Raw genomic sequence first — 18090 nt, forward strand, 5'->3', positions numbered from 1 at the left:
TCATAACAATTCAACAAGAAAGTATTTCTCATATCTATTATCACATTACAGTAATCACCCAATGTTTAAAGGATTTTACTTGAATTATTCATGCAATATGTTATACTCGTAATAGAAAAGGGAGCTAACCGATACATTAACTCCCCGTAGAACCGTTAAAAAGACGGTGACCCAATATTATTAAACTATAACTCGTCTAACAACTTGGTCAAAAGTGGGACGGGTTATTTTTTATCCTTCTCTTTGAAGATTTTATAGCACAAGCCTATCAAGCTGATAATAAAACTACCAAACATCAATAGAACTTCCACAACTTCAAAAGCTGTCAAAATGCCAGCTCCTCCTTTCCGTCAGATTTGAATGATACTCGCATAAGCATCACCTCTCTTTCGGTCTGAGTAGCCACCGTCTTCACCTTTCTACAGATGCAGTATACCACAAGATATCCTCCACAAAAAGTCTATTTGATAACGAACATATCGTCTTGGAGACGTTTTTTGTGTCGAACTGACTTGTTATATCACAGGTAAAACAAAAGATAGCCAAGCATTGCTTAGCTATCTTTTCAATTCCGATTAAACTTCTGTTTCAAATCCTTTTAACCATTCGTAATGGAATGTACCTTCTTTATCCACGCGTTTATAAGTATGTGCACCGAAGTAATCACGTTGTGCTTGAATTAAGTTGGCTGGTAATGTTGCGCTACGGTAAGCGTCAAAATAAGTAATGGCTGCACTGAATGTTGGTACAGGGATACCGTTTTGAACGGCAAAGGCAACAATATCACGCACTGCTTGATGATATTCTTTTGTAATGTTTAAGAAATAGTCATCCAACAATAAGTTTTCCAACTCAGGATTTTTAGTGTAGGCATCTGTAATTTTTTGTAAAAATTGCGCACGAATGATGCAACCTGCACGGAAAATTTTAGCAATTTCTCCGTAATTTAATCCCCAGTTATACTCTGCACTTGCTACGCGCATTTGGGCAAATCCTTGTGCGTAACTCATAATTTTACTAAAGTATAACGCTTTACGAACATTTTCAATAAATGCCGCTTTATCTTCTACTGACGCTACTGCAACACTTGGTAAAATCGTTGATGCTTTAACGCGTTCTTGTTTAAACGTTGAAATGAATCGCGCAAATACAGATTCTGTAATTAAGGATAACGGCACACCTAAGTCTAAGGCGTTTTGTGATGTCCATTTTCCAGTCCCTTTATTTCCAGCACTATCTAAAATCACATCAACCATTGGTTTAGCAGTATCTTTGTCATATTTTGTTAAAATATCTGCTGTAATTTCCATTAAGTAACTGTCTAATTCACCAGCATTCCACTCTTTGAAAATACGAGCAACTTCTTCCATTGGTAAACCTAATGCGTTACGTAACAAATCATATGATTCAGCAATCAACTGCATGTCGCCATACTCAATACCGTTATGTACCATCTTCACGTAATGTCCCGCACCATTTTCACCAATATAAGTAACACATGGTTGTCCATCGTTTGCTTTTGCAGCAATTTCTTCTAAAATTGGCGCCACTAATTCATACGCTTCTTTTTGTCCACCCGGCATGATTGCAGGGCCTTTTAACGCACCTTCTTCACCACCAGAAACACCTGTACCAATAAAGTTAATGCCTGAATCGGCTAACTCCGCATTACGACGAATGGTGTCTTTAAAGAATGTGTTTCCACCATCAATTAAAATATCGCCTTTATCTAAATGTGGTAATAGCGCTTGAATGGTTGCGTCTGTTGGTTTTCCCGCTTGTACCATTAATAAAATACGACGTGGTGTTTCTAACGACGCCACAAACTCTTCAATCGTGTACGTTGGCACTAGTTTTTTATCAGGATGTTCTGCAATGACCGCATCCGTTTTTGAACCAGTACGGTTAAAAATGGACACCGAATACCCTCTACTTTCAATATTTAATGCTAAATTTTTTCCCATGACGGCCATGCCGACCACGCCAATTTGTTGTTTTGACATATTTAACTCCTTGTTGTGTTGTAATGTGCATCATTTGACATCACATTACAAAAAATTGTGATTTTATTATATCGTAATCTGTTTATTTTGAATAGAAAAGTACATGATAATGAAAAGATTTTCTTATTTTTTAAGCTTTTTCATTGCAAAGTAGGCAACACCACCACATAAATACCCAATTAACGTATAGTGTTGTGTGCCAAAACTACTCAAGCCATCATTTTTTGTAAACCATTCCATCGCAACAAATAAATTTTGAAAAAATAGAAATCCAAAAAGCAATAAGGCAACACCGTATAAAATCAGTTTACGATCTACGCCTTTTTGCTGAGTGGCTAATCGTTGATTCAAACGCTTATAGAACGTATGCGCCAAATGAATGGTGATATAACTAAGTGCTGTAAAAAATAGAATAATCAATAAGGTAACAAAAAATACCACAGTTTATCTCCTTTCGTTATCTATTCCACATCTAAAAAGAATTCTTCATAAAGTGCTTGAACGGCTGTTTTCTCATCATGTAAGGCAATACCAAACACGACACTAATTTCACTTGAACCTTGGTTGACCATTTGAATATTTACGCCAGCTTTCGCAAACGCACGTGCTGCACGTGATAGTGTTCCGACTTCTTCAACCATTCCTTCACCAACAATCATCACTAAACATAATGGGTCGTTAAAGTACACATCATCAACATTCAATTCATATTTAATGCGTTGTAACAAAATTTGATTTTTTTCGGGAGTCAATTGATTATCGCGTAATAAAATCGTAATATCATCAATTCCTGATGGCATATGCTCATAACTTACATTTAAGTCTTCTAAAATCGATAATAATTTGCGACCAAAACCAACTTCACGGTTCATCAAATATTTTTCAACATGAATGCTTGTAAAACCAGTCATGCTCGCAATTCCCGTCACTAAATATTTATTGTGCGGTACACTCGTTGAAATCAATGTTCCCGGTGCTGATGGATTATTCGTATTTTTCACACGAACAGGAATCCCTTCTTCAAAAGCAGGGCGTAACGCTTCATCATGAAACACACTAAATCCAGCATACGACAACTCACGCATTTCACGATATGTCAATTCTTCTAAACGAATTGGGTCTTCAACAATAGCCGGATTTGCCACACAAATACCGTCCACATCTGTAAAGTTTTCATATAAATGGGCCAACACCCCTTTAGCAACAATTGCACCTGTAATGTCTGATCCACCGCGCGAAAAAGTTACCACTTTTCCGTCTAGCGTGTAACCGAAAAATCCCGGAAAGACAACTATTTCATCACGATTCGTCAACGACTTTAAGTTGTCATATGATTCAGGCAACACATCCGCATTCCCCGGCACATCACTAACAAATAAACCTGCTTCTTTTGGGCTGACATACACAGAAGGTAGTCCCGATTGGTTAAAATACGCTGCAACTAATTTCGCATTGTTATCTTCACCACTCGCTTTTAAGGCATCCATATAATAACTTGGTTGTGATTTATCGCCTTGCAACAATTCATCAATATTTTTTACGATAATGTCTAATACGCTTTTATTTAATGACAGTTCATCTACCATATCACTAAAACGCGCCACAATTTTGTTGTAGACGTGGTCGTAGTTTTGGCCATCCAATGATAACTGCGCCAACTCAATTAAAAGATCGGTCACTTTATCATCTTCTTTATGTCTTTTTCCGGGAGCAGACACAACGACCACACGACGATCTGCGTCCGATTTAACAATGTTCAACACTTTTTCTAACTGTGTTGCATTTGCTAAGGAACTTCCACCAAATTTAATTACTTTCATTTTATTCCCCTCTACCTTGTGTCATATAAATTTGTAAAATTGAAATATCCGCCGGATTTACGCCACTAATACGGCTCGCTTGCCCAAGTGTTTCTGGCTGAATTAATTTTAAGCGCTGACGTGCTTCTGTGGCTAATCCATTAATCTCATCGTAATTGACGAATGCTGGAATACGTTTTTCTTCCATTTTTTTCAAACGCTCCACTTTATCCACCGCCTTAGCGATATACCCTTCATACTTAATTTGAATTTGTACTTGTTCACTCACTAGACGTGGGAGTGTGGTATCAAGCGGTGCAAATTGTAAAACATCTTCATAGGTCACTTCTGGACGTTTTAATAAATCACTTGCTAAAACACCATCTTTTAACGGTGCCGATTGTTTTTCTTTTAAAAATTGTTGAAGCTGTTCTGTTGGTTTCAAGCGTGTTGTTTGTAAACGGGTTACTTCAGTTTCAACAGCCTCTTTTTGTGCCATAAAACGTTCATATTGTTCATCTTTGACTAAACCGATGTGACGACCAATTTCTGTTAAACGTAAATCGGCATTGTCGTGACGCAATAATAAGCGATATTCGGCACGTGATGTTAATAAACGGTACGGTTCAATTGTCCCTTTTGTCACTAAATCATCAATCATGACACCAATATAAGCGTCACTACGTTTTAAAACAAGCGGTTGCTCACCTTGTACTAAACGAGCAGCATTGATACCGGCAATTAAACCTTGTCCGGCAGCTTCTTCATACCCAGATGTTCCGTTCATTTGACCGGCTGTAAATAACCCTTTAATGCGCTTGGTTTCTAGTGATGGACGTAGTTGATGCGGCATTACCACATCATATTCAATGGCATATCCCGAACGCATCATGACCGCATTTTCCAAACCATCAATTGTGCGTAACATCTGTTGTTGTACTTCTTCGGGTAATGAAGACGATAAACCTTGAACGTATACCTCTTGTGTATTTTCACCTTCTGGCTCTAAAAACAATTGATGACGTGGTTTATCTGCAAAACGCACAATTTTATCTTCAATTGATGGACAATATCGAGCACCTACACCTTCAACAATTCCCGTAAACATTGGTGCACGGTGTAAATTTTCACGTATGAGCGTATGTGTTGCTTCACTCGTATACGTTAACCAACACGGAATTTGATCGTATCGATACGTTTCATCATCACTACTAAAACTAAAGTGATTTGGTTTGTCATCTCCGGGTTGAATTTCTGTTTTACTGTAATCAATCGATGAGGCTAACACACGAGAAGGTGTCCCCGTTTTAAACCGTGCCAATTCAAATCCAAGTTCTAATAAGTTTTCAGATAATTTAATACTTGGTTGTGAATTGTTTGGTCCAGATGAATACATCACTTCACCAATAATGATTTTACCGCGAGAACTTGTTCCAGCCGTTAAGACGACCGCTTCACTACGGTAAATGGCACCCGTATGCGTCACTACGCCACACACTTTACCATCTTCTACGATTAACCGTTCAACGACGGCTTGTTTTAGCACTAAATTTTCTTGTTGTTCAATGGTATGTTTCATTTCTTGAGCATACAAGTGTTTATCCGCTTGAGCACGTAACGCTTGAACCGCTGGACCTTTACCCGTATTTAACATACGCATTTGAATGTAGGTCTTATCAATATTTCTACCCATTTGTCCACCAAGGGCATCAATTTCACGAACAACAACACCTTTTGCTGGCCCACCAATAGACGGATTACATGGCATAAATGCTACCATATCTAAATTGATGGTTAACAATAACGTCGATACACCCATTCGCGCACTAGCCAATGCGGCTTCACTACCAGCATGTCCCGCTCCAACGACAATGACACCATAGTGTCCTGCTTCATATGTATTCATCTTTTACTCCTTCTCTTTGGCTTCTTTTATGAACAGACTGTGTACAACACTACACTTTCACAAAAGACATTCTCTATTTTCCAAGACAGAATTGACTAAATAACTCTGTTAATAATTCATCTTGTACCGTCTCACCCGTAATTTCACCTAACAATTCCCATGCTCGTGTCATATCAATTTGAATTAAGTCAACTGGTACGTCCATCTCAACCGCTTCTAAAACGTCATCCAGTCGTTCAATCGCTTCTTGAATCAAGGCGATATGACGCACGTTCGACACGAACGAAGCATCTTTGTCATTCACATTTCCTGCAAAAAACCATTCTGCAATCTTTTCTTCTAATGTATCGATACCAAAATGATTTAATACAGACAATTCGATAACCGTTGATGCATCAACATATTTTAGTAACTCGTCACGATTTAATTGTCCAACTAAGTCCATTTTGTTCAATAAAACGAGTCGTTTTTTATGTGCGGTCATTTCTAATAGTGCAATATCTTCTTGGGATAATGGTTCAGATTGATTTAACACAACCATTACAAAGTCAGCTTGCTCTACCGCTAATTTACTACGTTCTACACCGATTTGTTCAACAACGTCATCCGTTTGACGAATCCCCGCCGTATCCACTAATTTTAACGGCACGCCACGCACGTTCACATACTCTTCAATGGTGTCACGGGTCGTTCCCGCAATATCGGTAACAATTGCTTTATCTTCTTTTAACAGGCGATTTAACAAACTAGATTTCCCAACGTTTGGACGACCAACTATTGCCGTTTGTAACCCGTCACGCAATATTTTTCCTTGCTGTGCATTTTGTAGCAATTTTTCTAAGTCACGCTTAACTACCACAGCACGTTCCTTCATTAACGACAACGTCATTTCTTCAACCGCATCATATTCCGGATAGTCAATGTTCACTTCTACTTGTGCCAATGTGTTTAAAATATCTTGACGAACGGATTTAATCATTTTTGACAACTGTCCATCGACTTGTTTTAGTGCTAACGTCATTGACGTGTCTGTTTTAGCACGAATCAAATCCATCACCGCTTCAGCTTGCGATAAGTCAATTCGCCCATTTAAAAAAGCACGCTTTGTGAATTCTCCGGGTTGCGCTAATCTGGCACCGTGTTGTAAAACGGTTTGCAACACTTGGTTGACGACCACCATACCGCCGTGACAATTGATTTCTACCACGTCTTCGCGCGTAAATGTTTTCGGTGCTCTCAAAACTGAAACCATCACCTCATCAATTACTTTCCCATTATTTTTTGGGTTAATAATATGCCCGTAATGAATGGTATGTGTCTCAACACGTGTCAAATCTTTATTTTTAAACAAAGTATTAGCGATTTCAACGGCTTTTGTCCCACTTAAACGAACAATCCCAATGGCACCTTCACCAAGTGCGGTTGAAATGGCTGCAATTGTATCAAACTCAAACATCTATTTACTCCTTTAAAATTTTGTGATTTATCATTGAGCCTTCATTTCTAATTTCGGTTAACTAACTTTTCCTACTGCTTCTTTAAGTTGTTAAAACAACACTATCAGCATAACTTGCTTTGAATCGAACGATAGAGCAACTCACCACCCGTAACTCGCTTTGCGTCGAACGATAGAACAACTCACTTGCGTTCGTTGCAAGGACTGGTACTCGAACGCTTCACGTTCTGCGTCCCATACTACATCCGTACGCATTAAAAATGCTACGGCTTTTTGACACCCTGTGTCAGTCTCATCTCACTTGCGTTCGCTGTAAGGGCTGGTACTCGAACGTTCCACGTTCTGCGTCCCATACTACATCCGTAACTCGCTTCTCGTCGAACGATAGAACAACTCACTTACGTTCGTTGCAAGGACTGGTACTCAAACGTTTCACGTTCTGCGTCCCATACTACATCCGTACGCATTAAAAATGCTACGGCTGTAGCAAAAAAGTGCATACTTCGCCCCCTCATAACAAAGGACAAAGAAGCACTTTCACTGCTTACTTATTTAACTGCCTTTATCATACCAAAAATATAAGGAAAATCAAGGGAAATGTACGCTGAATAGATGATATCTCCAATCATTTAACCATTGTATCGCACATTATTTTAACTTACTGTCAAAATCGGATTTAACACGTTATCTATAATTTATGATTCGCCTAACTGTCTTTCATTTTTACCTAATTTCAGCATTTGATTAGACAATGTAATTAGCGCTTCGTCAAATCTTTTTAAAACATAAACAAATACAGTCAAAAGGTATTCATCGCCCAACATCAAATTAACGAAAAAAGACTGTTGACACTTTCTTGTTGTCAACAGTCTAAATGTACCACTAACTGCATTATCGGCACATGTTCATTTTACCATTTTGAATAATCGTCATCTTCCATCGCTTCAACGGCACCTAATAAATAACCGTTTCCGACTTGTGAGAAGAAATCGTGGTTTGATGTTCCCGTTGAAATACCGTTCATTACAATTGGGTCAACATCTTCTGCTGTATCTGGGAACAGTGGATCAAAACCTAGGTTTTGTAAAGCTTTATTTGCATTGTAACGAATAAAAACTTTTACTTTTTCCGTCCAGCCAATTTGATCGTAAATCGATTGTGTATATTTCACTTCGTTTTGGTATAACTCCAAACATAAGTTGAATACCCACATTTTTAATTCTTCTTGCTCTTTTTCGCTTAATTCTTCATAACCTAATTGGAATTTATAGCCTGTATACGTTCCATGGACTGACTCGTCACGAATAATCAATTTAATGATTTCTGCAACGTTAGCTAATTTATTGTTCCCTAAGTAATACAACGGTGTAAAGAATCCACTATAAAACAGGAACGTTTCTAACATTACGGAAGCAACTTTCATTTTTAATTCATCTTTACTTTGATAAATTTCATTGATACGTCTTGCTTTGTATTGTAAATACTCGTTTGTGTTTGTCCATTCAAAAATATCTTCAATTTCTGCTTTGGTGTTCAATGTCGTAAAAATTGTCGAATAACTTTTGGCGTGTACAGATTCCATAAATTGAATGTTGTTCCATACCGCTTCTTCGTGTTGTGTACGCACGTAGTCTTTCATCAACGTCGCACCTTCTTCAGATTGTAACGTGTCCAATAACGTTAACCCACCAAAAACTTTTCCAACAACATCTCTTTCTTGTTCAGAAAGTGTACGCCAGTCGTCCAAATCATTTGACACAGGAATACGGGTATCTAACCAAAATTGCTCGGTCAATTTTTCCCAAGTTAATTTATCAATCATATCTTCAACTTGGTTCCAGTCAATCGCTTTATAATACTCAACGACATGTGGGTAATTTTTTGCACTTAAAATCTGATTAAAATATTTCTTTTCACTCATTTTTTTCACCTTATTTTATAAAATCATCGTCTACTACATTACTACATTTTCACGAAAAAATCAACCACACACCACAATATATACAACACAGTCGATTATGTTTTTCTATATCTTGTGTTGTGTAAACCAGTCTGTAATAGCGGCTAATCTGGCTAAACGCAAGTTAGGTAACCCTTCACGAGATAAGCCGTGAGAAGATTGTGGGAACGTTATCAATTTTGTAGCGACACCATTGCGTTTTAAAGCGTTATACATTTGTTGACCTTGTTCTAATGGGCAACGCAAATCACTTTGTCCGTGCAACACTAATAGTGGTGTTTCAACCTGATGCGCATGCGCTAACGGTGACATCTCCCATAAACGTTTAACATTGGATAAATCATTTTGTAATTGATTTTCAACGAAAGCAAAACCAATATCACTCACACCATAGAAACTAATCCAGTTAGAAATACTACGCTGTGTTACCGCAGCGGTAAAACGATTCGTTTGCGTTACAATCCAATTGGTCATAAAACCACCGTAACTACCACCCGTTACAAACACATTTTTCGTATCAATATTTTTGTCTTTTTCTAAAATGTCATCAACCGCCAACATTAAATCATCGTAATCATGATTACCGTAATCGCCTAAAATGCTTGCGACAAATTTTTGACCGTAACCATTACCACCACGCGGATTAACCATTAACACCGCATAGCCTTTTGCCGCTAAACTTTGCATTTCATGGAAGAACGATTCACCATAAGCCACTTGTGGTCCACCGTGAACATACAACACTAATGGGTAGTTTTCGCTCACATCTGTCGGTTTTAAATACCATGCTTGAATATCCCAATTGTCATATCCTTTAAAGTAATACATTTCTGGTGTGACAATTGTCGTTTCGTTTTCAAATGCTTCGTTTGGATTATACAATACGTCTAGCGTATTCGTTTCTGTTTGCCACAAACCCACAACACTTGGCTGCGTTAATGTTGAATAGGTCAATGCGACATCTGTATCAAAAGCATTGTATACCGCACTAGTGATGTGTAATCGTTCATCAATAACGTTTGTTAACGTACCATCTAAACGCATTGTATACAATTGAACTTTTCCGTGTTCTGTTGCGCTAAATACAAATGTGTCGTCACTAACAAAAGATACGTCAACACCCGTTACATTTTGTTGTGTATCGGCAACTAATAAATCACCCGGTTCTAAATCAATACCTTTTGTTAAGTTAGTCAATGTTGATGTCGCAACATCTAATGCGTAGAAATTTGTTTGCGTCACAAAACCATAAGAAAAATCATGTCCGGCTAAAACAAATGTTTTTTCATCAGGACTACTTGCAACAAAAGCATACGTCCCCTCTTTTTTATCGATTAACTTTTTGACCTGTTTTGTTTCTACATCAAATACATACGGTGTACTTTTTGAAAAAGCAAATTCATCTTCCACACTATCACTTTGATTGAACACAATAAAATCATGCTCTTTTGATACATAAGATAAACCGAATGGGTAATCAAATGTGTGAATATCACTCACTTCTTTTGTTTCAATATTCACTTTTTTCAATGCATAAGTGTTTTCTGTTGGAATAACACCTCTACCGTCCAACTGATAAGTGATTTTTTCAATGACCACTTCTTTTGGAAAATCATTTTCTTTTTCATCCTTTTCAGGAGATTGACTCACAACAAAATAAATGTATTTGCCATCAATACTCCACACGTATTGACCAACACCATCTTTTTCGCTCGTTAATTGAACGGCTGATCCACCATCTAGCGCCATTATTGCCAATTGCATTTTTTTATCCGCATTGTCATTCGTTAAAAAACTAATGTACGCTTTTTGTGGCGACATTTGTAAAGCCGTATTCACCGTCCCGTTGTCTCCCCAGTTTTTAACCACTTTACTATGACGATTCACACTTTTAATGGCTGTCACATAATCATTTTCTTTTTCACGCATTTGTGTTTCAACAAAAAACACATCATCATGTGACACAACCGCTTGTGCCACACTTTTCAATTCAAACAATGAACGATCTTCAATTTTTTTCATATTTTCTTCTCCTTATCAATTGCATCATCTCATCCCCTAACGTTACGGATAAAATGAGGACTGTACCAACCCACATCAACGGCGTCATTTCTTCCTGTAATACCACTGCCGATAAAATCACCGCAACAATCGGGTCAATATAACTTAATACCGCTACCACTCCACTTGGCAATTGCGCAATACTTCCGAAATATTCTTTATAAGCAAATCCCGTATGCACCACACCGACAACAAGCAATAACACGAGTGCTTGTAGTGATACGTCTTGAATGTGGTGTAATTCCTGTAACCAGACATATGGCAATAAAACAACTGTTGCCACACTTAATTGAACAGCCGTTTTTTCTACGGGAGCAATAGACACTAATGCCTGATTGCACAGTACAATGATGGCATAAAACACCGCAGCCAATAAAGCCAATAGCATGCCGAACAAATGTGACGTGCTGACTTGACTATCGAGTACACCCGTTACTAAAAACATGCCTACTAATTCTACAGCCAACAATATTAACTGCTTTTTTGTAAGTTGCACTTTAAATAATAGCCTAGACAATACAATAAAAAAAACAGGCGCCATATAATAGCAAAGCGTCGCTACGGATACACTGGTCTGTCGTAGCGCTTCGAACAACAACACCCACTCCACTCCAATACTAACACCAGAAATAACGAGCACACGTAAATGTTGACGAATCGCCCCGTTATCGAGTTTCCCACGCGAAAATGCCAACAGAAATATCGCACCAATGAGTCCACGAACAAGTGCAATAACCCCGCTTGGTAACGGAATGTAGCGAACAAATAACCCAATTGTGCCGAAAATCATCATCGACACACTAAATCTAAATTTTGCCATCGCTCACCATTTTTGTACTTGAAAGAATCCAGTAACCTTTTTCACGATTGAGTAACGTTACATTTCCAAAAATTTCTTCCATTTTCTTTTGTGCACTTGGAGCACCTTGCTTCTTTTGAATGACGATAACGAGTTGCCCGTTTTCTTCTAAATGATTGATGCTATTTGAAATAATACCATGCACCACATCTTTTCCAGCACGAATCGGTGGATTTGAAACAACAAGTGCAAAATCAGATTGGCTGACATTGTCATACTGATTCGATACCAGTGCATGTGCGTTTGCTAAGTTGACTTGTGCATTTTTATTCGCTAAATCCACAGCACGTTCATTAATATCAACCATTGTCACACGTTGTTTAAATGCTTTTGCTAAACTAATTCCCATTGGTCCATAACCACAACCGACATCTAAAATATCGCCACTAACGGTAATTTCATCAATCACCGTTTCAATTAATGTACGTGAACCAAAATCTAATCCCGTTTTAGAAAACACACCATGATCTGTCCATAATTTTAACGTCATATTCGCCACATGTACGTCATGCAATTGCTCATGCGATTGTGTCAATGGTGTATTTGAATAATAATGTTCTCCCATACTCCCTCCTTGTTACTAGTTGTGTTTAATTGTATCATATTTTTCTCATTTCGTCGGATTTAAACCTTTGAAAAATAACATACACTTTATAGAAAATTGTGTAAGGTGCAAATGACATTAATGATCATTATTTTTACGCCACAAATAATACGTCCACACACGCATATGGCAAAGACGAGATTTCGTAAAAAGTGTTGGCACCGTCTTTTCAAAAACCACCAACACAAAAAAGATAGTGACTTAACATCTGTTAAATCACTACCTTTATGAGTCATCCACCCTATTTGACATAGAGCCGTTAATTTTTAAAACTTACTTTTGTTTTCTTTGACGTTTTAACATGTAAGCGACTGCCAATAACATACCACCTAATCCAACAAAGTCAGATTGTTGTCCTGTTTTTGGTAATTGTGGTTTTGGTATAGCACGATAAACATAGCGTACTTCTTGAACGTCTGTACCGAAGATACCTGATTTATTCGCTGGTACGGCAATCAATACATAACCTTCAATGACTTTATTTTCAGTGTCATATGGTAAGCCTTGTTTATTTTTACCGTCTAATTCAACTTGTGGCGCTAGCACTTTACCGTTTTCGTCTGTGTAAGTCACGATAACTTTACCAGCATCTTTACGACGGTATACATATTCAACGGTTTGTTTTTCTGTTGTAAATGTTCCCGTTGCGTTTGTTGGTAATGCAACTAATTCATAGTTTTCAACAATTGCTGATGTGGTTTCGTATGGTAAACCTAATTGGTTTGTACCATCTAATTCAACTGATGGTGCTAATACATTACCGTTTTCGTCTTTAAATGTTACGACAACTTTTTCAGCATTTTTACGACGGTAGACATATTCAACGGTTTGTTCTTCGTTTGTAAATGTTCCTGTCGCGTTTGTTGGTAATGCAACTAATTCATAGTTTTCAACAGTTACTCCCATTGTTTCATATGGTAAACCTAATTGGTTTGTGCCATCCAATTCAACTGATGGAGCCAATACATTACCTTTTTCGTCTGTATAAGTTACAGTAACTTTACCAGCGTCTTTACGACGATAGATATATTCAACCGTTTGTTCTTCGTTTGTAAATGTTCCCGTTGCGTTTTCTGGTGTTGCAACTAATTCATAGTTTTCAACTGTTGCTGATACTGTTTCGTATGGTAAATCTAATTTTTGCGTTCCATCTAATTCAACTTGTTCAGCTAACACTTCACCGTTTTCGTCTTTATATGTTACGACAATTTTGCCAGCATCATTTCGACGGTATACATATTCAACTGTTTGTTCTTCGGTTGTAAATGTGCCTGTCGCATTGTCTGGTGTTGCAATCAACGTATGATTTTCAACAGTTACTGATGTGGTTTCATATGGTAAACCTAGTTTTTGTGTACCATCTAACTCAACTTGTTCAGCTAACACTTCGCCATTTTCATTTTTATAAGTTACAACAACTTTACCAGCATCATTACGACGGTATACATATTCAACTGTTTGTTCGCTTGTTGTAAATGTGCCTGTCGCATTGTCTGGTGTTGCAATCAACGTATAATTTTCAACGGTAACGAAATTCGTTGTATATGGTAAACCTAGTTTTTGTGTACCATCTAAATCGATTTGTGGTGCTAATACTGCACCTGCTTCATCTTTATGTGTCACAACGACGTTACCTGCATTTTTACGACGGTATACGTATTCAACCGTTTGTTCGCCTGTTGCAAACGTACCTGTCGCGTTTGTTGGTGTTGTCACTAATTCATAGTTTTCAATAGTTACTGCACTTGTCATATATGGTAACCCTAATTTTTGTGTACCATCTAATTCAACTTGTTGTGCCAATACGGCACCTGTTTCATCTTTATGTGTCACAACAACTTTACCGGCATTATTGCGACGGTATACATAGTTAACCGTTTGTTCGCCTGTTGTAAACGTACCTGTCGCGTTGTCTGGTGTTTCAAGCAACGTATAATTTGCGATAGTCGCTGGATTTGTTGTATAAGGTAATCCTAATTTATTCGTACCCAGTAATTCAACTTGTGGAGATACTGTTGCACCTTTTTCGTCTTTATGCGTTACAGTAACTTTACCAGCATTGCTACGTTGGTAAATATAGTACACATTAACCGTACCATCAATAAAGTTCCCAGTAGCTGCTGAACCTAAAGTTGTTGATACTTCTTTAAATGTGTAGTTTTCGATAGTTGCTTGTTGTGTATTATAAGTAGTGTTTACAATTCCTACTTGTGTTGTACTTGGTGATAACGTTTCTCCCGTTTCACTTTGATGGTAAGTATTTACTGTACCGAAAATATTTTTTAACGCTAAGTTTAAAATCCCCTGTTGTTTTTGTGCATCTAACGTTACCGCAGCATAGCCATCAGCCGTTAAGTCATTATTAATATCTGTAGCTGTAGATGCTAAAGGAGTTGTTAATAAATCATTTGGATTTTTTGTAATTTTAACGCGATAATCACCGCGTTTTTCAATGATGTTAGCAAATGCATAATCTCCATCTGCATTGGTTGTCGTTTTAGACACTTCGCGCTCAACACCATTTTCAACTTTGTACAATACCACTTCACGATTAGCAATTACAACATCACCATCATTAAATGTACTGTCATCGTTGCGGTCATAGTATGCTTTACCCTTAACAACATAGTCAGTTAAAATGGCTGTATTTTTAAAGGATTCTACCGCACCTTCAATGTTATCTCCGTAATAGGATGCTACCGTATTATTTGAAACACGATTACCGTCAACAGTTGTTGTTGAAGGATTTTTAACATTGAAATACATGCGATCAGTCGTTTTCGCATCAATTACAGCATTTGCATTCAATGTAATTTTGATAGCTGTTACTTTTGAAAAATCTGTAACGGCATTGGCTAATACCCAATTCAATGCTACATTTTCTTCCAACGTTTGTTTTGGAGCATCTGTTGTATAGTATACCGTGTATTTTTCTGGTGCTTTAACTGGCCCTACTAAAGTAGAACTGTATTCTGTACCACGAGCGGCATAAACACCTTCTTTATTTGGCACGATAACAGAATCATTTAAATGAGGCAATACATCAATAACAGTAACGTTTTTTACTGGTAAATCAGTGTTATTAAACACATCAATACGATAGTTTAAAATATCTAACCCATCTGTTGCCGTACTACTGAAGTATTTTTCGTCGGGTTCACCTTCATTTTTTGATTTTTTACTTACAATCAACTCTTTTGGTGGTGTGTAAATAAATGATGCAAACGATTTAGCAATTTTTTCTGAAGTGTCGCCATCTTCATCAATATCTAATACATCTTCATTTTTACCGATGATTAAATCCGAATTAAACACTTTATTGTTACTATATGAGAAGAACGTTTCCACCGTTAAATTTTCATTTTCAGTTAAATCACGCGTTGCCGTAAATGATCCCAATAGAGTTTTATAATCATCTAATAATGCGCCTTCTTCTTTAATCGCATAAACTTTACTATCTACAACATCATAAATATACGCTGTTTTACCAGTATTTTTATAATTATAAACTGTTTGATAAGTGTCACTTAATTTAAATGTTCCGCGTGATGCGTTCGTATCGCCGACCAAATCTAATCCATTAAAAATTAATCCCGGTGGTGCTAAAATAACCACTTTTCCGTCTTTTAATTCTTTAATATCTTCAGAACGTTGTTCAATATTAATACGGCCTTTATAATCAATTTTTTGATCAGGGTATACTAACGTTCCAGAGTTTGGTGTTTTTAATTCAGTGTATGAATCATAAACATACGCTAGTGATGGGCGTATGAATACTGATTGACGATATTCTTCTGAAACTTCTGTTTTGTAGGCAATAGATGCAAAATTATATACATAATAGTAGTTTCTAGCGTTATTTAAATCTTTTGCCCATGTATCAATTTTAGCAATAGTTGCTGCATCTATCGTCGTACGATAGTCCAATGCAATAATATCATGTTTCTGACTATCAATTTTAGTCGCTAAAATGGCATCATCAAAAATCAACTCAACCTTTTTATATACTTTACCGTTTAAATTGACAAATTGTTTATTATCAACTGTTGATAACGGCACATTTTTTGCAATTTCTTCTGTCGAATTATCTGGTAAAGTCCCAACTACACGGTTATGAGATAATTTAGCTAAATTTTCTGCATCATAAACACCATCTTTAAGATTAGCCGGTGTATAAAGGGCAATCGCACGATATTCCAATCCGGAATCAGTATGTGGTCTATCAATAATTTTATCGAATCCTATTTTTTCCCCAACTGGAATATATTGTGTATCTTCACCTAAAGAAACACGTAATGTCCATAATAATTCTGAATTAAAATTGGTTTCAGAATAAAATCGTGTACCCGGTGTAACGGTTTTAGAAATTCCACCTAATCCTACTTGTAATGGAAAATATTTAAATGTAACATTTTGTACTTGTTTACGTTCGATTGGTTGTGTTGTTCCATCACTATTTTTATAAGCGATTGAGTAAGTGAATAGCACCTGTGTATCGAATGGCTGGTCTTTTAATTTTCCAACGAAATTAAACAAATAGCTTCGAGTAGGTACGCTTGGATCTGGAACAATTTCACGTTTTAATGTTTTCGTTGAATCGTCATACGTCCAATCACGATTCAATGCTTGATCAAATACAAAGTTATCTGGTGTAGCAACACTTAATACGAGTGGTCTACTATCTCTACCAAATTCAGGATAATACACATAAGGTCTTGATGTTGTATTAAGTGGAACATTAAACGTATAATCATTTGGTACTGTTGGTAAAGTAGGCTCAGATCTAACAACCGTATACGTGTGATTTAAAGTATTCGCAAAACTTGGTTCAGATGTTGTGACATTAAATCTATTTGTATTCGTATAAATTTGTGTCCCTGAATCGGTATAAAACGTATGTTTAATTGGATAAGCTTCTTTATCGCTATATCGATAATGTCTTAAATTTAATTGAAAAGGAATCGAAACATTAGTTCCACCAGCTAAACGTGTATACGTAAAACGCATAATATATTTATCTTTCATTTCAATTAATTCATAGTTTTTCAAGCTGGCTGCAGTAGACGGATTATTCGGTTTTTCAAAATCAAATTTACTCAATTCAACGTCTACATACGGTTCTTGATAATTCGTATTCGCTCCAGATACGGATACGTTTAAATAGTACGTCGTATATTCTCCTGATTTCGTATGCGTTACAGCCGGATCAGCATACGTAACAGATGTCGACACAGCAGATGTGTTATCCTCTTCTGCAAACACTTGTGGTATTCCCACAAGATTGACAATATTCGACAATAGCAAAACAAAAACTAATATTATTCTACTTAGTTTATTGACTATATATTTCAATAGAAAATACCTCCCATTTTATTTAATTATATTTATGATACTACTAAACACAGTATTTATAAAGAATATATGCAAAAAGTGTCCCCCCCC

At 36.9% G+C, this 18090-nt stretch carries 11 protein-coding genes; all 11 read right to left on the bottom strand.

Annotation, left to right across the window (positions count from 1 at the left end; genetic code table 11):
* Positions 1 to 224 precede the first annotated feature (224 nt).
* The 11 genes from J7S27_04010 to J7S27_04060 all read right to left on the bottom strand — a co-directional run bounded on the left by J7S27_04010 (position 225) and on the right by J7S27_04060 (position 18000).
* Positions 225 to 329 carry a hypothetical protein gene (locus J7S27_04010; GenBank protein ID QTU82485.1) on the bottom strand — a complete coding sequence of 35 codons (105 nt, stop codon included), beginning with the start codon at positions 327 to 329 and terminating at the stop codon, positions 225 to 227.
* 246 nt (positions 330 to 575) lie between these two features.
* Positions 576 to 2003, bottom strand: a complete 1428-nt coding sequence (gndA, locus tag J7S27_04015) for an NADP-dependent phosphogluconate dehydrogenase (protein ID QTU82486.1) — start codon at positions 2001 to 2003, stop codon at positions 576 to 578.
* 123 nt (positions 2004 to 2126) lie between these two features.
* Positions 2127 to 2444: a hypothetical protein gene (locus J7S27_04020; protein ID QTU82487.1), complete on the bottom strand. Its 318-nt coding sequence runs from the start codon at positions 2442 to 2444 to the stop codon at positions 2127 to 2129.
* A 20-nt stretch (positions 2445 to 2464) separates the two neighbouring features.
* Complete coding sequence (locus J7S27_04025; protein QTU82488.1) at positions 2465 to 3823, bottom strand: aspartate kinase; 1359 nt, start codon at positions 3821 to 3823, stop codon at positions 2465 to 2467.
* Position 3824: 1 nt separating this feature from the next.
* Positions 3825 to 5708, bottom strand: a complete 1884-nt coding sequence (gene mnmG, locus J7S27_04030; protein ID QTU82489.1) for a tRNA uridine-5-carboxymethylaminomethyl(34) synthesis enzyme MnmG — start codon at positions 5706 to 5708, stop codon at positions 3825 to 3827.
* Positions 5709 to 5781: 73 nt separating this feature from the next.
* Entirely contained in the window at positions 5782 to 7164 is a 1383-nt protein-coding gene (gene mnmE / locus J7S27_04035; GenBank protein QTU82490.1) for a tRNA uridine-5-carboxymethylaminomethyl(34) synthesis GTPase MnmE, read from the bottom strand.
* A gap of 910 nt (positions 7165 to 8074) precedes the next feature.
* On the bottom strand, positions 8075 to 9085 hold the full coding sequence (gene nrdF, locus J7S27_04040; protein ID QTU82491.1) for a class 1b ribonucleoside-diphosphate reductase subunit beta: 1011 nt from the start codon (positions 9083 to 9085) through the stop codon (positions 8075 to 8077).
* Between the two features lie 105 nt (positions 9086 to 9190).
* Positions 9191 to 11146 carry a S9 family peptidase gene (locus J7S27_04045; protein QTU82492.1) on the bottom strand — a complete coding sequence of 652 codons (1956 nt, stop codon included), beginning with the start codon at positions 11144 to 11146 and terminating at the stop codon, positions 9191 to 9193.
* Positions 11133 to 12005, bottom strand: coding sequence for an EamA family transporter (locus tag J7S27_04050; GenBank protein QTU82493.1), 873 nt, complete (start codon positions 12003 to 12005; stop codon positions 11133 to 11135). Before J7S27_04050 ends, J7S27_04045 begins: the two co-directional genes overlap by 14 nt.
* Positions 11992 to 12609 carry a class I SAM-dependent methyltransferase gene (locus J7S27_04055; protein ID QTU82494.1) on the bottom strand — a complete coding sequence of 206 codons (618 nt, stop codon included), beginning with the start codon at positions 12607 to 12609 and terminating at the stop codon, positions 11992 to 11994. Before J7S27_04055 ends, J7S27_04050 begins: the two co-directional genes overlap by 14 nt.
* Positions 12610 to 12921: 312 nt before the next feature.
* Entirely contained in the window at positions 12922 to 18000 is a 5079-nt protein-coding gene (locus J7S27_04060) for a MucBP domain-containing protein (GenBank protein QTU82495.1), read from the bottom strand.
* Positions 18001 to 18090: the final 90 nt, after the last annotated feature.

It is taken from the genome of Carnobacteriaceae bacterium zg-C25, assembly GCA_017945845.1.
In the GTDB taxonomy this organism is placed as follows: domain Bacteria; phylum Bacillota; class Bacilli; order Lactobacillales; family Aerococcaceae; genus WM01.